The organism is Dellaglioa sp. CoH-57-MRSF-18, assembly GCF_056781995.1.
The window spans coordinates 322,270-345,234 of sequence record NZ_JBXAXX010000002.1 but is presented as its reverse complement, the minus strand read 5'-3'; the positions used below and the strand labels follow the sequence as shown (position 1 = coordinate 345,234).

Annotated in this window: 21 protein-coding genes and 1 tRNA gene; 21 read left to right on the top strand and 1 reads right to left on the bottom strand. The window is 32.8% G+C overall.

What is annotated here, in order from left to right:
* The first annotated feature begins 42 nt into the window (after positions 1 to 42).
* The 6 genes from AC1RPG_RS03525 to AC1RPG_RS03500 all read left to right on the top strand — a co-directional run bounded on the left by AC1RPG_RS03525 (position 43) and on the right by AC1RPG_RS03500 (position 6,406).
* Entirely contained in the window at positions 43 to 366 is a 324-nt protein-coding gene (locus AC1RPG_RS03525) for a hypothetical protein (protein ID WP_481761166.1), read from the top strand.
* A gap of 322 nt (positions 367 to 688) precedes the next feature.
* Positions 689 to 1,048: a hypothetical protein gene (locus AC1RPG_RS03520; RefSeq protein WP_481761167.1), complete on the top strand. Its 360-nt coding sequence runs from the start codon at positions 689 to 691 to the stop codon at positions 1,046 to 1,048.
* A gap of 164 nt (positions 1,049 to 1,212) precedes the next feature.
* Positions 1,213 to 4,176 carry a YhgE/Pip family protein gene (locus AC1RPG_RS03515; protein ID WP_481761168.1) on the top strand — a complete coding sequence of 988 codons (2,964 nt, stop codon included), beginning with the start codon at positions 1,213 to 1,215 and terminating at the stop codon, positions 4,174 to 4,176.
* Positions 4,177 to 4,259: 83 nt separating this feature from the next.
* Complete coding sequence (locus AC1RPG_RS03510) at positions 4,260 to 4,700, top strand: MarR family transcriptional regulator (RefSeq protein ID WP_409022730.1); 441 nt, start codon at positions 4,260 to 4,262, stop codon at positions 4,698 to 4,700.
* A 141-nt stretch (positions 4,701 to 4,841) separates the two neighbouring features.
* A complete protein-coding gene (locus tag AC1RPG_RS03505; RefSeq protein ID WP_481761169.1) occupies positions 4,842 to 6,029 on the top strand; it encodes an acetate/propionate family kinase in 1,188 nt (395 codons plus the stop codon).
* A 182-nt stretch (positions 6,030 to 6,211) separates the two neighbouring features.
* Positions 6,212 to 6,406 carry a hypothetical protein gene (locus tag AC1RPG_RS03500; RefSeq protein WP_057973343.1) on the top strand — a complete coding sequence of 65 codons (195 nt, stop codon included), beginning with the start codon at positions 6,212 to 6,214 and terminating at the stop codon, positions 6,404 to 6,406.
* A gap of 54 nt (positions 6,407 to 6,460) precedes the next feature.
* Here AC1RPG_RS03500 and AC1RPG_RS03495 read toward each other — a convergent pair whose 3' ends face one another.
* Positions 6,461 to 7,081: a DedA family protein gene (locus AC1RPG_RS03495; RefSeq protein ID WP_481761170.1), complete on the bottom strand. Its 621-nt coding sequence runs from the start codon at positions 7,079 to 7,081 to the stop codon at positions 6,461 to 6,463.
* Positions 7,082 to 7,237: 156 nt separating this feature from the next.
* On the opposite strand from AC1RPG_RS03495, the gene AC1RPG_RS03490 reads away from it, so the two are divergent.
* The 15 genes from AC1RPG_RS03490 to AC1RPG_RS03420 all read left to right on the top strand — a co-directional run bounded on the left by AC1RPG_RS03490 (position 7,238) and on the right by AC1RPG_RS03420 (position 22,872).
* Positions 7,238 to 8,071, top strand: coding sequence for a LicD family protein (locus AC1RPG_RS03490; protein ID WP_481761171.1), 834 nt, complete (start codon positions 7,238 to 7,240; stop codon positions 8,069 to 8,071).
* A 53-nt stretch (positions 8,072 to 8,124) separates the two neighbouring features.
* Complete coding sequence (locus AC1RPG_RS03485; protein WP_481761172.1) at positions 8,125 to 8,316, top strand: hypothetical protein; 192 nt, start codon at positions 8,125 to 8,127, stop codon at positions 8,314 to 8,316.
* A 16-nt stretch (positions 8,317 to 8,332) separates the two neighbouring features.
* The gene (locus AC1RPG_RS03480; protein WP_481761173.1) at positions 8,333 to 9,202 is read left to right on the top strand and encodes an SPFH domain-containing protein; all 870 of its coding nucleotides are present in this window, start codon (positions 8,333 to 8,335) and stop codon (positions 9,200 to 9,202) included.
* Between the two features lie 56 nt (positions 9,203 to 9,258).
* Positions 9,259 to 9,711 carry a YaiI/YqxD family protein gene (locus AC1RPG_RS03475; protein ID WP_409022804.1) on the top strand — a complete coding sequence of 151 codons (453 nt, stop codon included), beginning with the start codon at positions 9,259 to 9,261 and terminating at the stop codon, positions 9,709 to 9,711.
* A 24-nt stretch (positions 9,712 to 9,735) separates the two neighbouring features.
* Positions 9,736 to 11,100 (top strand): MATE family efflux transporter, encoded by a 1,365-nt coding sequence (locus AC1RPG_RS03470; protein WP_481761174.1) that lies wholly within the window; start codon positions 9,736 to 9,738, stop codon positions 11,098 to 11,100.
* A gap of 47 nt (positions 11,101 to 11,147) precedes the next feature.
* Positions 11,148 to 11,218, top strand: a tRNA-Gly gene (locus AC1RPG_RS03465).
* A gap of 255 nt (positions 11,219 to 11,473) precedes the next feature.
* Positions 11,474 to 13,129: an ABC transporter ATP-binding protein gene (locus AC1RPG_RS03460; RefSeq protein WP_481761400.1), complete on the top strand. Its 1,656-nt coding sequence runs from the start codon at positions 11,474 to 11,476 to the stop codon at positions 13,127 to 13,129.
* Entirely contained in the window at positions 13,129 to 14,898 is a 1,770-nt protein-coding gene (locus AC1RPG_RS03455; protein ID WP_481761175.1) for an ABC transporter ATP-binding protein, read from the top strand. Before AC1RPG_RS03460 ends, AC1RPG_RS03455 begins: the two co-directional genes overlap by 1 nt.
* 186 nt (positions 14,899 to 15,084) lie before the next feature.
* Entirely contained in the window at positions 15,085 to 16,131 is a 1,047-nt protein-coding gene (locus AC1RPG_RS03450) for a MupG family TIM beta-alpha barrel fold protein (RefSeq protein WP_481761176.1), read from the top strand.
* A gap of 3 nt (positions 16,132 to 16,134) precedes the next feature.
* Positions 16,135 to 17,025 (top strand): N-acetylmuramic acid 6-phosphate etherase, encoded by an 891-nt coding sequence (gene murQ, locus AC1RPG_RS03445; RefSeq protein ID WP_481761177.1) that lies wholly within the window; start codon positions 16,135 to 16,137, stop codon positions 17,023 to 17,025.
* A gap of 21 nt (positions 17,026 to 17,046) precedes the next feature.
* Positions 17,047 to 18,501 (top strand): PTS transporter subunit EIIC, encoded by a 1,455-nt coding sequence (locus AC1RPG_RS03440; RefSeq protein ID WP_481761178.1) that lies wholly within the window; start codon positions 17,047 to 17,049, stop codon positions 18,499 to 18,501.
* A 27-nt stretch (positions 18,502 to 18,528) separates the two neighbouring features.
* Positions 18,529 to 19,389 (top strand): MurR/RpiR family transcriptional regulator, encoded by an 861-nt coding sequence (locus AC1RPG_RS03435; RefSeq protein WP_481761179.1) that lies wholly within the window; start codon positions 18,529 to 18,531, stop codon positions 19,387 to 19,389.
* A gap of 257 nt (positions 19,390 to 19,646) precedes the next feature.
* A complete protein-coding gene (gene argS / locus AC1RPG_RS03430; protein WP_481761180.1) occupies positions 19,647 to 21,338 on the top strand; it encodes an arginine--tRNA ligase in 1,692 nt (563 codons plus the stop codon).
* 285 nt (positions 21,339 to 21,623) lie between these two features.
* Positions 21,624 to 22,334 (top strand): Crp/Fnr family transcriptional regulator, encoded by a 711-nt coding sequence (locus AC1RPG_RS03425; protein WP_481761181.1) that lies wholly within the window; start codon positions 21,624 to 21,626, stop codon positions 22,332 to 22,334.
* Positions 22,335 to 22,404: 70 nt separating this feature from the next.
* Entirely contained in the window at positions 22,405 to 22,872 is a 468-nt protein-coding gene (locus tag AC1RPG_RS03420) for an arginine repressor (RefSeq protein WP_409022715.1), read from the top strand.
* Positions 22,873 to 22,965: the final 93 nt, after the last annotated feature.

Here is a 22,965-nt window from a genome sequence, read left to right as displayed (position 1 = left end):
TAAAAAATAGTCATATTAGATTAAAAGAGAGAAGGGGTACTGGTGGAAATAGGTTTATATTTAGTTATGGCAATTTTGATTATTTATAATGTTAAGTTGTCTCTACAATTAACTAAAGTGCGTCAAGCTAATGTTAGAACTGTGGACTCACTAGGTCCTGAAGAGACTAAAATATTAGCAGACTACGCAATTGAGAAACGAAAATGGCAAGTCCTTGGCAATGGAATGTTCTTTTTAGCTCTCGTTTGCGCTTTTATTGGAACAACAATAGAAACGAGTTATTTTGTAACACTTTATGTTGTAACAATGATTGCTGTGAATCGTTCAAGAATAAGAGTCAATAAGCTGTTATTATTAGATAATTAATGTTGCATTAAAAGTCTATATCTTAAATTAAAGAATTCACAAAAGTTAGGTATAAGTAACCTAATTTTTGAGGAACTTAATATTTGGGAAAGGCTTATTTTTTTTAAATGAATAAATGTTGTGACATGTTAGCTGATCTTAGAGAGAATTTCGTATGTGTAGTGGTGCCATCCAGATGACTAACTTTATAAAAAGTAGTTTAGCATGGTAAAACAGATTTTTTAAATTAATGGTTAATAAATAGTAAAGATTCTTACTGAGCATCAATGTTTTTAAGTAACTATGATATTCTAAAATTAAGCGAAATTCCTGGAGGGTTATTGTGAAACGATTTAAATATTATTCAATTTCCTTGTTAAAGGGATTAGCGTCTTTAATTATTCTTTTAGCAATTGGAAATTTGATAGGTCCATCTAATTGGCGGTTATTAATTAATTATTATTTAATTTTGAATTTTTTAACTTTTTATCCATATAATCTCGAGTTAAATGGATTAAATAAAAAATTAGTGCAAAAAGTTAAAATTGACGAGGTAGAGGAACCACACTCTAGACAAGAAATGAATACACGTAAAGTATCAACTGAAAATTTAACGCGCTTATTAATTTATGTCATGCAATTTGCAGGGTTAATCCTAATTGCTCCTGGTCAATTCATGTATTACTATTTAATCAAAAATTGAATTTTAATGATATCTCCACTGTTGATTAGATGACAGTGGGGATATTTTTTTAGAAAATTATTTGACAAAAGAATCAAAAACACATATAGTCATAATATCGTTAATGAGGTTAACGGAACGAATAATCGTTAATGCCATTAACTAAAAAGAGAGGGTGGATAATTTTGTTCAAAGAATTTATGTCAAAGAATAAGAGGTCAGTTGCGTATATCGCAATTGCATGTTTAATTCCAAGTTTAATTGCATATGGAACCTATAAGTTAGTTTCAAGTAAGCAACAAATGGACACAGGAAATTTAAAAGTAGCTATTATAAATAACGATGAAGAAGCATCATTTAATGGAAAATCAATTGACGTTGGTAAGGAAGTTACTAAAATTCTTAAAACCAATAAACAAGCCAAATGGGAGTTTGTTAGCGCAGAAACTGCGAAAAAACATTTAGATTCAGGCGATTATACAATGTCAGTTACATTGCCAAGTAATTTTTCAAAAAACGCAACAACTGCACTTGATGAAACGCCAAAAGTGAGTTTGTTAAAAACAAAACAATCAGATACAAATAACTATGTTTCGCAATTGATTACAAAACAGGTTGCAGAACAATTGAAATCACAAGTTTTAACTAATATCCAAAAAGCGTATGATTCTGCATTACTTGGTTCCGTTAAACAATTAGGTTCAGGTGTTAAAGAAGCCTCAACTGGTGTAAAAACGTTAAATAAAGGAACCGTTAAATTAAAAAATGGTAGTAAAGAAGTTACTAGAAATTTAAATACATTGGCAACAAGTATGGTGACCTTTGATAAAGGTAATCAGACATTAAAAACAGGATTAAATACTTATACAACTGGGGTTGATACTTTAGCTGATGGTGTAAATACCTATACAACTGGTGTAGGTACACTGGTGAATGGTAATAATCAATTAGCCTCAGGAATTAATACACTTGTTGCTAGTGCACCAACCTTATCAAATGGTGTGACTCAATATGTTGATGGGAATAAAACATTAGATGCGGGACTTTCTACGTTGCAAACTGGCGGATCTACATTAGCAGCTGGTGTAGGCACGTTAGCAACTGGTGCAACTACATTAAATTCGAACTCGAATGATTTAAATAATGGTGCGAAAACATTAGCTGCAAGTATGTCAGGTAGCCAATCGTTACCGATGGCGGTAGCAGGTTTAACAGCATATTCAACTGGTATTAAAACTGGTGTAACTCAAATTCAAACAAGATTAAAATCTCGTAGCGAAATTATTAATCATATTCCTGAAATAATTCAACAAATTAAAGATACAAAGCAAGGATCAAAAGAATTAAAAGCTGAACTTGAAGAAATTTCAGGATCAATTGAAACATTACAAGCATTACCTGGATTAGTAACAAAATTGATGGCGGCAGGGGATAAATTAACAACTGTTCAAACTCAAATGAATGCAATTAATTCAGATACAACACAAAAGATGTTTAGTTTGACATTAGCTAAAGGTCAGGCATCGACTTCTAACAAGAAGGTTCGTACGATGATTAATGACTCAACAACAATGAGCCAAAAAGAAAAAGACACTGTTTTACAACAAATCACAAAAACAGATACAGCAATAACAACTGTTGGTACAAATATAACTGGGGTAAGTAAAAATTTAACAGATACAAAAGCGATGTTAGAGGCAGTGATGAGTGATGTAGGTGGCTTAATGGCTGAATTTAAATCAACAATGGGTGATGTAGATCTTAAAGCCATGTTGGAAAAATTTGCTAAAATTTCGACACAAGCAACTGCATTATTGAGTAATACTGATACCTTGACGAGCGATTCAATGATTGGTCTTTTAGGTGATACAAAAGACTTGAGTGATCAAATTGATTCATTAGTGATAGCATCAAATGCTAATGCACAAGTTGCTGGTAAATTAAATGCTAGTGTTAATGGTGCTGGTGTTGATGTTACAAGTGAAAAAACAATTAATGCAACAATTAAGAATTCAATCATGACAGGTAGTATTAACAAATTGTCAGCTGGTATCTTAGGATATACAGCAGGAACAGGACAAGTAACTGATGGTATTAATCAATTAAATAGTAATGTACCAACTTTAATAACAGGTGTTACTGCTTTAAGAGCAGGATCGCAAAAACTTGTTACAGCAGGTGGACAACTTGAGGCAGGAACACAAACGTTAGTTTCAGGTGGTACACAATTGAAAGCAGGATCTGATAAGCTTGTTAGTGGTGGTACACAATTGACAACTGCTAGTACACAATTGACAGATGGAAGTTCGAAATTAAAAGCGGCAAGTACACAATTAACAGATGGTGATACACAATTGGCAGCTGCTAGTCCTCAATTAGTTGATGGCTCACAAAAATTAGCTGATGGGTCTAAACAAGTAACATCAGGATTGGATACAGCTAATGATGGTGTAACATTATTAAATACTAAATTAGCAGCAGGAGCATCACAGGTTGGTAATATCAATTCATCTCCAAAAAATGTGGCTCAATTCGTTGAACCTGTTAAAACAGAAACTGAAAGTGACAATCTCGCTAAAACTTTGAAAAATACATTTGCCCCATTAGTGATTGTTTTATCATTATTTGTCGGTGCAATTGTAACTCAATTAATTTTATTCAGATACCGTAAGAAGAATGAATTATCACAAAACTGGTTACAGAACCTTTTCCTAATGTTATTTATTTCTGTTATTCAAACAGCAGGAGTTCTCTTATTAACATTATTCTTTAGTGTAACAATTGAACATCCAATTAGTTTCGTAATCTTTACGTTCTTATCGGGAATAATCTTTACTCTTTTATGTGTGGTAATTGACGAACTCCTTGGAACAATGGGTATTCTCTTATCTTTAGCATTACTACTCGTACAATTAGTGATTACAGGACAAGTTATTCCAAATACGATGTTATCAAATGCTTATCAAGTATTTGCAGAGTTCTTACCTGTTACACATGTATTAAATGGCTTCACATATGCAATTAATAGCCAAGGTTCTGGTATGATTGGTTCAGTGCTTGCATTACTTGTTACAGCCGTAGTACTGGGTGTGGTTTGGACGTTTGTAAATCGTAAACAATTAACGGTATCAACTGAAAAAGAAAAATAGAGATACAGTTGATTAGATATAGTAATTAACCGCGTTTTATGCTAAATTTAACTGTAGGTAGAACATGCAGAGGAGAATTAGCAATGACAACAACTAAGTTAATGGATGACTATATTAGTATGTATTTAGGAACTTTTAAGAATGTGGAAGGATTCATTTCACAACCTACTAGTGAGTTTAATTTATCTTTTGAACAATTCTTGATTTTAAAAGATATCCATAGCACTGAAGATATAAGCATGGTTGATATCGCTAAAAAAAGAAATGTTTCAAGGAGTGCAATTGCACGCCAATTAAACGTACTAAAACAATTAAGATACATCTATCAAGAACAAGACACAGTTGATAGAAGAAGAATAAACCTACGCTTGTCTGATCAGGGTGCAAAAGTAGAACGAGTTGTGACTGAGTCAATTAAGAAACGGTTTGATACTTGGGTAAATGTTTTAGGTGAAGATAAGGCAGTTCTACTGCTTAGTTTAATGAAAGAATTCGGGCAAAAAATAATGGTAGACAGAAAATAAAATTCTGTGTACCATTTTTTGCTTGAAAGTGTTGTATGCGTTTTCTATAAGTAGTATATTAGTTTAATATACTACTTAAAAAAATAATTGTTTTTTAAGGATTAAATTAATACCAAATGAAATCATTATTGGAGGAAGAATATGACAAAAATTATTGCAATTAACGCAGGTAGTTCAAGTTTAAAATTCCAATTATTTAGCATGCCAGAGGAAACTGTTATTGCTAAAGGATTGATTGAAAGAATTGGACTTAAAGACTCAATTTTAACGATTAAATATGGTAACGGAAAAAAATATGAAGATGTATTAGATATCGACAATCATTCAGTAGGTGTACAGTTATTACTTAAATTATTGCTTCAATTGGATATTATTGCTGATTTTAATGAAATTTCCGGTGTTGGACATCGCGTTGTTGCTGGTGGTGAATATTTCAAAAAATCAACATTAGTAAATGCCGATACAATTGCAAAAATTAATGAATTATCTGAATTAGCACCATTACATAATCCAGCTAATCTTTTAGGTATCCAGGCATTTGAAGAAATCTTACCAGATGCAGTAAGTGTCGCTGTATTTGATACAGCCTTCCATCAGACGATGCCAGAAGAAAGTTACATGTACAGTGTACCTTATGAATGGTATGAAAAATATGCCGCAAGACGTTATGGTGCTCATGGGACAAGCGTTCGTTATGTCGTCTCAGAAGCCGAAAAACTAATTGATAAAGACCCTAAAGAGTTAAAATTAATTACATTACATTTAGGTGCAGGAGCATCAATTACAGCTACAGTTGGTGGTAAATCAATTGATACATCAATGGGCTTTACACCACTTGCTGGAATTACCATGGCAACACGTTCAGGTGATGTAGATGTATCGTTAGTTGCTTACATGATGAGACAATTAAAAATTACTGATATAGATGAAATGATTAATATTTTGAATCGTGAATCTGGGCTAGTTGGTATTTCAGGGATTTCTCCTGATATGCGTGATGTTAAAGCTCAATTAGGAAAAAATCCTCGTGCTGATTTAGCTGTTAAAATCTATGTTCAAAATATTATTAAATATATTGGTCAATACATTGCAGAAATGCAAGGGGTTGATGGTATTATTTTCACTGCTGGTCTTGGTGAGAATGATCGGATTGTACGTCGTCGCGTTATTGAACATTTAGCATATTTAGGTGTTGGCTTTGATGCTGAAAATAACGAAAAAATGGGTGAACAGGTTATGCTTAGCACGCCAGAGTCTGCCGTTAAGATTTTTGCGATACCTACTGATGAAGAATTAGTTATTGCACGCGATGTTCAATCATTAATGTAAAAATAACCATTTAAAATAGTAGCTTAAAATAAGAGGGATATCACATTGTGATGTCTTTTTTATTTTGTAACATAACGGTAATATTTAAAGGGTTAACAAGTTATTAAAAAAGTGTTAAATTAGACATTATAAATTATTATTACTGACAACAAGTTGTTGTCATCATTCGGAGGCGTAACTTAATGAGTAGGTGTAAACTTGATATTATGAGTGAGTATCAAGCAGCGATGCAAAAACTTGCTGATCTTAGAAGTAACATTGGAAACAGACAACAATCATCAATTCGAGATAGCTTTTTCCAAGAGGAAAAATCGCTTGAAAGAGAATGTTCTGAACTGAATATTCTATTAGAAGCTATCGATGTTGCGGAAGATTAATCCTACTTTTTGAGAAATAAAAGTAGTAAAAAACGATTAAATTCATAATTGAATTTAATCGTTTTTTTTGTTCCTATTTAAATTAATTAGTTTGTAGATTCCGAAGAACGAAACGATTAATAAGATGATACCAACTACTGTAGCAAAAATATCAACTGTTGCTGCAACTTCCGCCCAAGCATTCCCAGCAAATGCCCCAAGATAAATGAGGACAGTATTCCAAATTAATGTTCCAAAAAAGGTTAATGGAATAAAAAAACGTAATTTACATTTCGTAATTCCAGCGGGAATAGAAATTAAACTTCGAACAATGGGAACAAAACGGCCTATGAAAATAGCACGATTTTCATATTTTACAAAAAATTCAGTCGCTTTTTCAATATGGATAGGTTTTAGACCAAGCCAAGAACCATACTTACTGGCGAAAAATTGATTTAAACGTTCTGTACTTAAAAAGCGACCGATCGAATATAAGATTAAAGCCCCGATAGTCGCCCCAATAGTGGCAGAAATAATTAAACCAATTGGTGTAAGAGAACTTGAGAGCGTCATAAAACCTGCAAATGTTAAAATGATTTCAGAAGGAATTGGTGGGAAAATGTTTTCAATGGTGATCAGTAACGCAACACCTAGATAGCCATGTTGGCCGATTAAGTCAATTATGGTTTCTTGCATTTAGGCACCCCTTTTATTTAATAATTAAAGCATATCATGAGCCAAAGAAATAAAGTAATGAAAAAGGATTAGCTTAATAAAAATTAAATAATTTTCGTATTCAGAGTTAAATTTGGTACAATTGAAGAAAGAATAAGACGATTTAAGGTGGTAAAAATGAAAATTGAAGAATTACACAAGGTAGAATTAGATTTAATCCGGGAAGTCGTTGAAATTTGTCAAAAAAATAATATAAAGTATTTTATGATTGGTGGCAGTTTATTAGGTGCGGTCAGACATCAAGGGTTTATTCCATGGGATGATGATGTCGATATTGGAATGGTAAGGGATGACTACGATCGATTCTTACAAATCGCTCCCCAAGAGATTAGCCAGCCTTATTATTTTCTACAAACTGATCAAAGTGATCCAAACTATGCATTTGGATATGCAAAACTACTTGATGAATCTATTCATGTTGAAGAGAAAAGAAATATTAATGACGCTAGAAAAGGTGTTTTTGTAGATATTTTTCCTTTTGATAAAGTCCCAACAGGTGATGTCGAACGATCTATTCAACAATCAAAATATCGATATCTTAACGCGAAAATTCTTTTATTGAGCAATTATCGTTTAATGGATACTGAAATTAACGCAAAGATTAGAAAATTACAACCTGATCAAAGTCGTAAAACCAAAGAGTATAAAGAAAAAAGAGACGAACTAGTAAGAACCTATAATCAAGATGACACCATTTCAGAATATAAAAATTTAGCTTCACAATACTCATATGAAAAAGAATTACTATCAGAAAAGGAATTAGCAGCCGTGATTCAAGTTCCTTTTGAGAACCTTACGGTAACTATTTTAAGGGCATATGATGCAATTTTAAGCCGTTTATATGGTGATTATTTACAATTACCGCCTGAAAGTAAACAGATTGAAAAGCATATTGAAAAAGTGACTATTTTAGATCGAAATGATTTTACTTTTGATAATGAAATTGATTGATTTTATGACGTAAATGAGATACGTTTAAAGATGACAAATGGAGGTGCTTTCATATGGATAGAAAATCAATTATTGACGAGCGGTTGCTTAACCGGGAATTTACAATTGACAGTAAAAATATTCATGGCACGGTCGAGTTTTTTGGTATCTACTATCATTATTTTAGTGATGAAACATTAGTAAGTGGAGATGTTGTTCGAATCATTAAAACACATGTTGAAGGGTTAGACGTTAAAAAAATATAAAGGTGGTTAAATTATTATGTTGGGACTTTTAGTCGTTATTATTATTGTTATATTATTGGTCATGATTTTACCAGCAACTATCCGAATTATTAGACAACCGCATCAAGGTGTTGTTATAACTTTAGGAAAATATGAAACAACATTAGCTCCAGGCTTACATTTTATTAAACCATTTATTTCTTCAGTAATTCGTGTTAGTACGGCACAACAACCTTTAGATCTTGATAAACAAGTTGTGATTACAAAAGATAATGCTGAAATTGAAGTTAAAATTTCATTGAAGTATCACGTTACTGACATCCAAGATTTTGTGTTTAAAAATGAAGACTCTGTTCGTAGTATGATTCAAGATACACGTGCCTCTTTGCGTGGCATCATTGGTAATAAAATGTTAGATGAAGTTTTGAATGGAACGCAAGAAATTAATCGCGGTTTGTTTGGCGAAATTTCTAATGTGACAGCTGGTTATGGATTAAATGTTGATCGAATTAATATTGATACAGTAAAACCTTCAGTTGAAATTCAAGATTCAATGAATAAGTTATTGAAAGCCGCTAGAAATCGTGATGCTACTGTTGCTGAAGCAGAAGGTTACAGTAAATCAGTTGCACTAAAAAATAAAGCTGATAATGATGCATGGGTTAATTCAGCCCAAGCAAAGGCTGAAGCAGTTAAAAAGACGGCCGATGCTGAAGCATACCGAATAGATGCAGTTAATTTATCATTAAATAAAGTTGGTAATGGTTATTTTGTTAGCCAAAATATTGAGGCTTTTAAAGAATTGGCCAAGAGTGACGCAAATACAGTTGTTATGCCAAGTAATGCGATAGATAGCTTAGGTCAAATTCCAGCAATTAATGCATTATTAAAACCAGAAGCTAAATAAAACTTTCAAGAGGTTATTCCTTGGAAGTTTTTTTACTAGGAATGAGAGTGGTTAATTTGAAAATTATTATTGATGGGGATGCGTCTCCTGTGAAAAATGAAGTTATAGCTGAAGCCGAACTACGGAATATCAGTGTGTTGCTAATTACAAGTACGCCACATTTCTCAACTAAAAAGTATCCTGAAAATGTTTCGGTTAGCTATGTTGATCAAGGTCCAGATGCGGCAGATTATAGAATTGTAAAGTTAGCTGAAAAATCAGATGTTGTGATTACACAAGATTACGGACTAGCTTCTCTTTTATTACCAAAAGGTGTGATTGTGATGCATCATAAAGGATTTGAATATACAGATACCAATATCGATAGTATGTTGGATTCAAGATATTTAAGTGCAATGGCAAGGAAATCAGGTCAACGTACGAAGGGTCCAAGCGCCTTTTCAAACCAGGATAGGGCTAACTTTAAAAAAGCATTTATTTTATTATTGAATGAAAAAGGAATTAAATAAATATAAAGAAAAGAAGGGTCTTATTTGCGATCGTTAACATCGGGTAATCCAGCAAAATTAATTTTTATGTTTACTATACCATTATTGGTTGGTAATTTATTTCAACAATTATATAGTATTTCTGATACGTTGATTGTTGGACAAACTTTAGGCGTGGATGCACTAGCTGCAGTTGGTTCGACCGGGAGTATTCAATTTTTGATTATTGGATTTGCACAAGGGTTAACTGCAGGTTTATCTATTATTACGGCACAACGATTTGGGGCAAAAGATTATCGTGGTGTTAGAAAAAGCTTTGCAGTGGGACTTTTGATTAGTCTAATTGCAACGGTAATTTTAACAGCGGTTAGTTTGTTTTTTGTAAAAGATATTTTAACACTTATGAAGACACCACCAGAAATATTTGATGATGCACAAACTTTTATTAGTATCATTTTTGGTGGAATATTTGCTTCAATGGCATTTAATATTTTATCTAATATTATTAGGGCGCTAGGGGATAGTCGCACGCCATTATACTTTTTAATTTTTGCCAGCATTATTAATGTTGGTTTAGAATTATTATTTATTTTGGTATTTCATTGGGGAGTTGCTGGCGCTGGTATTGCAACTATTATTGCGCAATCATGTTCCGTTGTATTCTGTTTAATTTACATTTATCGAAAAATTCCCGTCTTACATATTGGTCGACACCATTTTAGAGAAATCACGATGAAAGATGTTAACCAACACCTTTATGTGGCTCTACCAATGGCCTTTCAAGCTTCAATAATTGCGATTGGTGCAATTATGCTACAGTCAGCTTTAAACGGTTTAGGAACGACAGCAGTTGCCAGTACCACGGCAGCGTCTAAGATTGATCAATTATCAACACAACCAATGATGTCATTTGGAATTGGGATGGCAACTTTTACTGCCCAAAATTATGGCGCAAAAAAATATGGTCGTGTTTTAGATGGTGTAAAAAAGTGTCTATTAATGTCTGGAACATTCAGTATCGTTGCAAGTCTTTTAGTTATTTTATTTGGACAACAATTAGTTACACTGTTTGTTGGAAATAATGCACCAAAAGTTGTTGCATTATCGCAGGTTTATTTTAATATTAATGGGTCATTTTACTTACTTTTGTCAGTACTGTTTGTCATTAGATACACGTTACAGGGACTGGGACAAAGCATCGTACCAACAGTTGCTGGAGTTGTAGAATTACTGATGAGATCATTTGCAGCTATCTTTTTAGCTGGTGCTTTTGGGTATGCAGGAGCTTGTTTTGCAAATCCATTAGCCTGGGGTGGGTCATGTATTGTACTGATTTATTCATATATGAAGGCTGTACAAAATTTGAGACGTTTAGATTTTGAACAAAAGGCTGAAAATAAACATGCTTAATTAGTTATGACAAAAGTACGGAAATATGCTATACTAATCAACGTTCTGCGGGCGTAGTTTAGTGGTAAAATTCCAGCTTCCCAAGCTGATGTCGCGAGTTCGATTCTCGTCGCCCGCTTAAAAATGAATAAGATAATTATATTGAAACCAAGATATTTAATCTTGGTTTTTTTTTGTAAATTTTAACTGACTAAATAGAATATAATTAGTCAAAATGATTGCAATTAAGCGTTATTTTTGCTAAGTTTAGTAACTGATATTAGTTTTTTTGTATAAAAAAACATGGAACTGGACAGAATTGAGGGGGAAAAAAGTGGATATTTTATTAAAACATGCTAAAAAGTATCGGGTAGATATTTTTTGGGCAGTCGTCATGGTGGTTATCATGGCAATTTCAACATTGTGGCAACCTAAATTGTTACAAAAAGTAATTGATGCTATTTTAAAGGACCAGGGTGATAAAATCACGACACTTGGTTTGTACTTGATTGGAGTTGCTGTTATTGGATTGTTGGCAGGTGTTGTGAATACAATTCTATCAGCAAAAGTAGCACAATCAATGAGTGCAGATATTCGTGAAACTGCTTTTAGAAAGATTCAAACATTTTCTTTCAGTAATATTGAACGATTCCAAGCAGGGAATATTGTGGTTCGTTTAACCAATGATATTACCCAAATTCAAACGTTAATTATGACAATTTTACAGACATTAATTCGAGTGCCCATTTTATTTATCGGTGCATTCATTTTAGCTATGAATACAATTGCGGATTTATGGTGGATTATTGTTATTTTAATTGTCTGCGTGTTAGGTATTTCAATGTTAACTTTCGGTCGCATGGGACGCCATTTTGGGTTAATGCAAGGCTTAATTGATCGAGTAAATGAGTTAGCCAAAGAAAACTTGATGGGTGTGCGTGTTGTTAAGTCATTTAATCAAGAAAAAAATGAAGAAAAACGTTTCGATAAGGTTTCAGATGATTTAAATGCACAAAATATCTATGTTGGAACTCTATTTGCTGTTTTAATTCCAGCATTTACATTAATTGGAAATATGGCTGTCGTTGCCGCAATTTATTTTGTAGGTGATTTAGCTAAAGCAGATCCAAGTACAGTTACAGCTATTACTTCGTTTGTTAATTATTTAATGCAAATCATGTTTGCCATTATTATTGGTGGAATGATGATGACGTTTAGTGCTCGTGCAATGGTTTCAATTAAACGACTACGCGAAATTTTAGATGAAGAACCAGATATTTATTACCAAGATGTTCCAGAGGAAGATTTATCGGGATCTGTTAGTTTTGAAGATGTCTCATTCTCATATGAAGGCGATGATAAACCAACACTTAAACATGTTAGTTTTGATGTTAAACCTGGAGAAATGATAGGAATTGTTGGTGCAACTGGTTCAGGTAAATCAACTTTAGCCCAAATGATTCCACGATTATTTGATCCCCAAGAAGGAATGATCAAAGTTGGTGGTGAGAATTTAAAGGATGTTAATGAAAAATCGCTTCGTAAAACAGTAGCATTTGTTTTACAAAAGGCTATCCTATTTTCTGGCACAATCGCAGACAACTTACGTCAAGGTAAAGAAGATGCCAACGAGAAAGATATGGATATGGCCAGTCAAATCGCTCAGGCATCAGAATTTATTAATCGATTACCAGAACGTTATGATGCAGAGGTTGAAGAACGTTCAGCTAACTTCTCAGGTGGTCAAAAACAACGTTTATCAATTACGCGTGGTGTTATTGGTAAACCTAAAATCTTAATTTTAGATGATTCAACATCAGCACTTGATGCTCAATCAGAAAAATTAGTCCAAAAAGCATTAAATAATGAATTGAAAGAGACAACAACATTTGTTATTGCCGAAAAAATCTCATCTGTGATTAATGCGGATCGTATTTTTGTTATGGATGACGGTAAATTAGTTGGCGAGGGGACACATAAAGATCTCGTTGAAAATAGTCAAATTTATCAAGAAATTTATAACACTCAAAAAGGAAAGGAGACTGTCTAATGAAAGATATGAATAGATCGATGGCATTCTTCTTCCACTACTTGAAAAGCTATAAATTAGGTTTTACAGTTATGACTGTTGCAATTATTGCATCGACATACTTCCAGGTAAAAGCACCTGTGTATATGGGAAAAGCAATTACGGCATTGGCAGACTACGTAATTGGTTTAACAAAAGGAGTGAGTGATAAAGGAAATTTTGTTAGCTCATTGTGGATGTTATTCTTATTTTATATTTTTTCAATTGTAGCAATGTTTTTCTCAAATATTATTGTCACGTTCATTACAGGAAACTCGACAAATAGAATGCGAAAAGGGCTATTTGGAAAATTACAAAAAATGACAATTCGATTCTTTGATTCACATAAAGATGGGGATATTTTAAGTCGTTTTACAAGTGATTTGGATAATATTTCGAACGCAATGAATCAAGCCTTAGGACAAATTATGAGTAATATTGCTCTAATGATTGGGATTATCATTATGATGTTTCAACAGAATGTTCAGCTTGCCTGGGTTACGATTGCTTCAACGCCTATCGCGTTACTTCTTGCGGTCATTTTAATTTCTAAAACACGTAAGTATGTTGATATACAACAAAAAGAAGTTGGAAAATTAAATGGCTATATTAATGAAAAAATTAGTGGTCAAAAAATTGTAATTACTAACGGGCTTCAAAAAGAAGCTATTGATGGTTTCTTGCCATATAACGAAAATGTTCGTAAAGCAACGTTTAAAGGACAAGTCTATTCAGGGATGCTTTTCCCAGTTATGAATGGCCTCTCGTTGGTTAATACAGCCATTGTTATCTTCTTTGGTAGCTGGTTAGCACTGAACGGTGATATGGGCCGTACAACGGCTTTAGGACTAGTTGTCGTGTTTGTTCAATACTCACAACAATTTTACCAACCAATATCACAAATTTCTTCATTGTATAGTATGTTCCAACTTGCTATTACAGGTGCTAGTCGACTGAATGAAATGTTTGATGAACCAGATGAGGTCAACTCAACTGATAAGCAAAAATTAACGGGTCTAACAAATGGTGTTAAGTTAAGAAATGTTAATTTTGGTTATAATGCTAATAAAGAAATTTTACATGATGTATCAATTAATGTTGATAAAGGTGAAATGGTAGCTTTAGTCGGACCAACTGGTTCAGGTAAAACAACAATTATGAATTTATTGAATCGATTCTATGATGTTACAGGTGGTTCAGTTGAATTTGATGGCGTAAATGTTAAGGATCTTGAACTTCAAAGTCTTCGTGATCATGTTGGGATAGTTCTTCAAGAAAGTGTATTATTCTCAGGAACAATTCGTGATAATATTGTCTTTGGTAAACCTGAAGCATCAGATGAAGATATGATTTCTGCCGCTAAGCAAGCTAATATTCATGATTTTATTATGAGTCAAGAAAATGGCTATGACACGACAGTATCGGATGAAAACTCTGTGTTTTCAACTGGCCAAAAACAATTAATTAGTATCGCAAGAACAATTTTAACTAATCCTACGTTATTAATTTTGGATGAAGCGACTTCTAATGTTGATACAGTGACAGAAGCTAAAATTCAAAAAGCAATGGATACAGTTATTCAAGGGCGTACTAGTTTTGTAATCGCACATCGCTTGAAAACAATATTAGATGCTGATAAAATTGTTGTTCTGAAGGACGGTAAGGTTATTGAACAAGGTAACCATCAAGAATTATTGGATCAAAAAGGATTCTATTCTGAACTTTATAATAATCAATTTGTATTTGAATAAAACAGTGAAAAAATCTTTCAAGAATACTTTATATAAAGTATTCTTGAAAGATTTTTTATTTTAAATTAAGATATAAAGTAACAAAAAAAACAAAAAATAAATATATTTAATTGTAATTTTATATCATTCAAGGTATGATGTAACCAGTTAATGATAACGCTTTCTTTTATGAATGGAGGAGATATTATGTTGGGTTTTTCAATTTATTTAGGTGATAAGATTGACGATGATACAAAAAAATATATTGAAGTAATGCGTAAATCAGGATTTAAGGGTATTTTTACTTCATTACATATTCCTGAAGAAGATAGAAAAAAAACTATTGATGAATTAAAAACTTTGGGGAATTTATGTCTTGAAAATAACTTGAAATTAATGGTTGATATTTCAGAAAAAAGTTTAAAATTATTGGAATTTGATTTGAAAACTGCTGGAATTACTGGTTTAAGAATTGATTATGGGATTAGTATGGAAAAAATAGCTGAATTATCAAATAATATAGATATTGGATTAAATGCTAGTACGATTTCAGAGCTGGATATTAAGCAACTAGTTGATAATCATGCAAATTTTAAGAATATTGAAGCATGGCATAATTATTATCCTCGACCAGATACGGGATTAGATGACGAATGGTTAAAAAATAAGAATCATTGGTTAAAAAAATCAGGATTTACTACGATGGCGTTTGTGGCAGGAGATAAAATATTTAGAGGGCCAATTGGAAAGGGATTACCAACATTAGAAAAACATCGAAATTACAATGTATTGGCTGCAATGATAGATTTAATTGAGAATAATTATACTGATGACGTTTATATCGGTGATCCGCGAGTTTCACAAAGAACAATTAGTAAGATAGTTAACTATTTTACTAATCAAAGTATAGAAATAGATATTGAAAGTAGTTCGCATGAACTTGATAATATAGCATGGCATAATCGTGCTGACGTGGCTAGGGATGTTGTAAGGTTAGAAGAAAGTCGGATAAGAAATCAATTCACTATTGAACCAATAAATAATGAAGATGCTCGAACGAGAGGTACTATAACGCAAGATAATATGTTATATGGGAGATATACTGGAGAAATACAGATAGTGAAAAATAATTTACCAATTGATAAAAAAGTAAACCAAATTGGTACAGTTAAAAGGACAGACTTGGATTTAATTGACTATATAGGAGCAAAACAAAAAATAATATTTAATAATACAATTATAAAAGAGGGATAAAATATGGATATTACAAAATTAGTAACGGAAACTAGAAATGAACAAACTATGAATTTAGATGAGTTAAAATGTTCTGAAGTTGCAAGAATAATGAATGAAGCCGATATGACAGTTCCTAAAAGCGTAGAAAAAGAGTTATCGCAAATTAATGAAGCAGTTAGTAAAATTATTGAATCATTTAATAGTGGAGGCCGTTTAATTTATATGGGTGCAGGAACTAGTGGTAGATTAGGTGTCTTAGATGCTGCTGAATGTGTACCAACATTTGGAACAAATCCTAGCATGGTGCAAGGATTGATTGCTGGTGGTATGAAAGCAATGACTGTGGCAGTTGAAGGTGCCGAAGATTCAAACGAATTGGGTAAGTTGGATTTGGAAAATATTTGTTTAACAAAATTAGATACAGTAGTTGGAATTGCAGCAAGTGGTAGAACACCATATGTTATTGGGGGTCTTGACTACGCTAAACATCTTGGTGCGAACACAATAAGTCTGGCTTGCAATAAGGAATCAATTATTGGACGGCATGCTGATACGGCTATTGAGATTGAAGTGGGACCAGAGATATTGACTGGGTCTACTCGTTTAAAATCAGGAACGGCACAAAAATTAGTATTAAATATGTTGTCGACAATTTCGATGATTGGAATTGGAAAAATATATAAAAATTTAATGGTCGATGTTAGACCAACGAATGAAAAATTAGTTGAAAGATCAAAGCATATTATTATGGATGCAACTGGAGTAAGTTATGAACAAGCAAAATTAACATTTGAATTAGCTGAACATGATGTCAAACTTGCAATAGTTATGATTCTAACGGATAACGATTTGAATCAAGCTAAAGAAAAATTAAAGAAGGCTCATGGTTTTGTTAGGGAAGCAATCAAATAAAATATTTGGAGGGGTTAAATTATGGCAGACAAAAAAATCGAAAAAATTGCAAATGAAATTTATGATAATGTAGGGGGGCCAGACAATGTTGAAAAATTAATTCATTGTATGACTCGAGTTAGGATGACAATTAGGGATGAAGATAAAGTAGATATTGAAAAATTGAAAAATATCGATGGTGTCATGGGTGTTGTTGAAGATGATACTTTGCAAGTGGTAGTTGGACCTGGTACAGTCAACAAAGTTGCAGATGAAATGGTAAGACAAGTAGGGGTTAAATTAGGCGAACCTTTCCCTTTGAAGAACGTAGTACAATCAACTCAAATGACTGATAAAGAATTGGTTGAGAGCAAAGCTGCTAAAGTAAAAGCAGAACATAAAGCTAAACAAAAGCAAACGCCAATAAAAAAGGTGCTTAAAGCAATTTCAAATATCTTTGTTCCACTAATTCCTGTATTTGTTGGAGCAGGATTGATTGGTGGATTGGCTGCTGTCCTTGGAAATATGATGGTTGCAGGGGATTTAAGTTCGAGCTGGACAGATTTTATTGCAGTTTTAAATGTTATTAAAAATGGTGTTTTCAGTTATTTAGTTATCTATGTAGGGATAAATAGTGCCAGTGAATTTGGTGCCACTCCAGGACTTGGTGGTGTTATCGGCGCTGTCACTTTGCTGAGTGGGGTAACCCCTGAAGCACCTCTCCATAATATCTTTAACGGTCAGGCACTAAGTGCTGGACAGGGTGGAATTATTGGTGTTATTTTTGCAGTGTGGGTATTAGCTATTTTAGAAAAAAGATTGCATAAATGGATTCCGGATTCTTTAGATATTATTATAACACCGACAATATCATTATTTGTTATTGGAATGATGACAATTTTCTTAGTAATGCCAGTTGCTGGGGTTGTTTCGAATTCTTTAGTTACATCAATTAACTGGGTCTTAGAAGTTGGTGGTGCATTTTCTGGTTTTGTTTTAGGGACTTTTTTCTTACCAATGGTAATGTTAGGATTACATCAAATTTTAACACCTATTCATCTTGAAATGATTGCTAAGTCTGGATCAACATTATTATTGCCAATTTTAGCAATGGCAGGAGCTGGACAAGTAGGGGCAGCAATTGCATTATGGGTTCGTTGTCGTAAAAATAAAAAATTAACAAATTTAATTAAAGGCGCTCTACCAGTCGGATTTCTAGGAATTGGGGAACCATTAATTTATGGGGTTATACTACCTTTAGGACGACCAATGATTACTGCTTGTCTTGGTGGCGGAATCGGTGGAGCGGTGATTGGTGGGATTGGTCATATTGGATCTATTGCAATAGGACCTTCTGGGGTAGCATTGATACCTTTAATAAGTAATGGACACTGGATTGGGTATATTCTTGGATTGCTTGCGGCATATGCGGGCGGATTTATTTTAACATTCTTTTTTGGTATTCCAAAAGATGCTATGATTGAGACAGAAGCATAAGACATACCATAAAAAGAGGTAAGAAGTATGGGTAATTATTTGTACACAATACAAGCAAATATGGATAAATACACAAAGGTAGAGCGAAAAATAGCACGGTTTATTTTAGAGCACCCTCAGAAAGTAATAAGAATGAGTACACAGAGTATGGCAGAGGTGGTAGGTGTCAGCACTGCAGCAATAACGCGATTTGGAAAAAGTATTAGTGATACTGGTTTTCCAGGATTAAAATTAGAATTATCAGCAGAAATCCAAGATGATAAATCAATGCTCGAGGAAATTAATCCTAAAGATGATTTAGTGACGACACAACAAAAATTAACCATGCGGATACAACATACGATTGAGGAATCAAATAAAACATTAGATGAGGAAGTCGTTAATGCTGCGAAGGTTATTGCAGAGTCAAAAATAATCTATGCGTATGGAATTGGAGCATCAGAAATTGTAGCTAAAGATTTCCAACAAAAATTTATTCGAGTTGGTAAGTCTGTTATAGAAACACTTGATACACATCTAATTGCCGTTGGATTATCGCAACTAAAAGAAGGAACAACTTTATTCTTGATATCAAATTCAGGGGAAAATACGGATGCAATTAAGTTAGCAAATCTTGCAAATCGACAAAAAATAAAAGTTATCGTTTTAACACATAATAAAAAAAGTACATTGGCCAAATTAGCTAATATTATTTTAGAACATGACGATAGTGAAGAAAATAAAAAATTCAGAAGTGCAGCGACTACTTCTTTAATTGCTCAATTATATGCAGTCGATCTTGTGTATTATTCTTTTGTATCAATTCATTTTGATGATAATGTTACAAGATTGACAGATTCAAGGGATGTCGTAAAGAAATATTTCACCAAAAGCAAACCTAAATTCTAAAAACACTATCTTTTATAATATTAATTTGTTACAATCAAACTATAAATTCGATGATAAAAGCTAGTAAACTAATTAATTTTAAAGCAAGTCTAGGTTGATGGAAGCTAGATAAAAGCGTTAGTTGAATCGTACTTTTTAGAAATAACTGAATATTTTGAGTGGATATTAATCAATTAGAGTGGTACCGCGGGAATTCTCGTCTCTTACATAATTATTTGTAAGGGGCTTTTTTTATACAATTTTAGGAGGAATGGATAATGAATTATAAACAACAAGTTGCACAAGCATTGGTTGCTATCGTTGATGGAAACCTTACTGAAGAAGAAATTATTGCCAAAATTGAAATACCAAAAAGTTCTGATATGGGGGATTATGCATTTCCAGCTTTTGCATTAGCTAAAGCATTTAGAAAAGCACCTCAGATGATTGCTAAAGACTTAGTAGAGAAAATTGATCAAAGTCAATTTGAGTCAGTTGCTGCAGTTGGGCCATATGTTAACTTTTTCTTGAATAAGGCTGCATTTAGTCAAGATATTATTGAACAAGTGCTTTCAAATGGCAGTGAGTATGGCGCATCTGATATTGGTCATGATGGTAACGTACCAATTGATATGTCATCACCCAATATTGCTAAACCTATTTCAATGGGACATTTACGTTCAACTGTGATTGGTAATTCAATTGCAAACATCTTGGCTAAAATTAATTATAATCCAATTAAAATTAATCATTTAGGCGATTGGGGAACTCAATTTGGTAAGTTAATTACTGCTTATAAATTATGGGGTAGTGAAGCAGAAGTTAAAGCTGATCCTATCAATAAATTACTTGAATACTACGTTCGTTTCCATAAAGAAGCAGAAGAAAATCCAGAGTTAGATGTTGCAGCTCGTGCATGGTTTAAAAAGCTCGAGGATGGCGATGAAGAAGCAATCGAACTTTGGACTTGGTTCCGTGCAGAATCATTATCAGCTTTCAATAAAATTTATGATATGCTGGGTGTCCAATTTGATTCATTTAAAGGGGAAGCCTTTTATAATGATAAAATGGGCGAAGTTGTGACAATGTTAAAAGATAAAAATTTGTTAAAAGAAAGCCAAGGCGCAGAAATTGTTGATCTTGAAAAATACGATTTAAACCCTGCCTTGATTCAAAAAACAGATGGGGCAACTTTATATATTACTCGTGATTTAGCTGCTGCTATTTACCGTAAACGGACGTATAATTTTGTACAGTCATTGTATGTTGTCGGAAATGAACAAGCTAACCATTTTAGACAATTAAAGGCTGTGTTAAAGGAAATGGGTAATGATTGGTCAGATGATATGCACCACATTCCATTTGGCTTAATCACACAAGGTGGTAAGAAATTATCGACTCGTTCAGGACGTGTTATTTTACTTGAAGAAGTTTTAGATGATGCTACAAGCCTTGCTAAAAAACAAATTCAAGATAAAAATCCTGACCTACCAAATGCTGAACAAGTTGCTAAAGATGTTGGTGTTGGGGCTGTTATTTTCCATGATTTAAAGAATGAACGTATGAATAATTTTGATTTTGTTTTAGAAGAAGTTGTTCGTTTTGAAGGTGAAACAGGTCCCTATGTCCAATATTCAAATGCTAGAGCACAAAGTATTATTCGTAAAGCGGGTGATGTTTCAATTAGTGAAAGTAACAATGAACTTTCTGATCCTGCTGCATGGGATACAATTAAGTTACTTGGTGACTTCCCTAAAATAATTAAACGTGCAGCTAAAGAATATGAACCATCAGTAATTGCTAAATACGCTATTCATTTATCAAGAGCATTTAATAAATACTATGCAAATTCAAAGATATTAGTTGAAGATGATCAAAAATTAGCTCGTTTAGCACTCGTTCAAAGTGTGAGCGTCGTTTTAACAGAATCATTAAGATTATTAGGCGTAAATGCACCAAAAGAAATGTAATTAATAAAAAAGTTGACTTAATTGTTAACTTTTTTATTTTATCTAAATATTGTTAGATGTACTTTTTAACGATGATTGTGCGTTTGAACACAAAATGGATGTGCGAATACGACCAGTTTATTTTTATCATTTTGGTACTGTTAGATTAATGATTTAGAGCTATCAGTGAATCAAAAAAATAAACCAGGGTCTCCAAAATCCGAAAAAATAAATCGACATTCTATATTTAATCTGATAGTGTTGATAGTTATATATCATAAATATAGGTATTAAGGGAGTAAAGGGATGATTACAGAAAAAGAAAGACAAAGGTATCGATCAGAATTTTCTGACCATGAGTTGTTTGGTTGTTTAAGTGAGGATGAACAAGGAGCTTGTTTTGAACAAATTACATTTAAAAGATTTCTAAAAGGAAATACTATTTTTGATATGAATGATAAACGTGATTTTATTTATGTTGTCTTGGATGGATTAGTTAAAATTGAACGTGGTGATCGAGCTGGTATTTTTCAAAATTATATGTATGTTACATCGAAACAAATATTTCCAATTGGTGGAATGTTACAGAGTGAATATTATACTGTTTCAAGTCGTGCTGCTACACTAGCGACGGTCGCTAAGATTCCTGTTGAACTTATTGAGAATTTAATCAAAACACATTATGAAGTTTCTGCGTACTTATTTGGGCAAATTGATAATATTTTAAATTGTTCAGAAGTGTTAAGGTTAAGAACCGTATGTAGTAATACAACAACCCGGATAACACAAGTGTTACAGTATTTAAGTGAGAATCTAGCCGATAAACATGGTGAGAATAGTCTGCGAATCCCATATGTGATTACACATGAAGATATTGCGACGATTAGTGGAACGCGGCGTGAAACCGTTGGACGAGTTATTCAGAAATTAGTGTTAGATGGTTATATTATTAGAGATTCAGGTATGCTTATATTTGAATCAAAATTCAATAAAATGAATAAAATCGTCCTAAATTAAGCGTATTATTTCAGTATTCATATTTCTTTTGCTATACTAAGAATAAATACTCATTCAAAGAGGGATTCTTATGAAGAAAGAGATACGTCAAGCTAAAATTGAACAGTTAATTAATAAAAAAGTAATTGCAACGCAGGATGATTTGATTTCAGAATTGGAACATGTGAATATTAAGGCGACTCAAGCGACTATTTCTAGAGATATTCGTGAAATGAAAATTGTTAAAGCTCAAGATGAACAAGGTGATTTGAGATACGCAATTTTTAAGTCAGGTAATTTAAGTGAAGAAGTTCATTTATTTGAAATTATTTTTGAAGTCGTTACTAATATTACTAAAATCCAATTTATGAATGTTGTTAAAACGATTCCAAGTAACGGTAATTTACTGGCAGCAATTATCGATGATTTTGGCTTCCCGGATATTGTTGGAACTGTTGCGGGACATGATACAATTATGATTATTAGTTCAGATGAGCAGGCCGCACAACGTGTCTATGATATTTTTACTGAACACGCAAATCCAGATAATTTAATTTAAAATACTGTGAGACTAAGGAGTAGATAACATCTACATTTCTTAGTCTTTTTTTAAATATTTAAAAATATCATAATAAAAAGGCTAATTTACTTT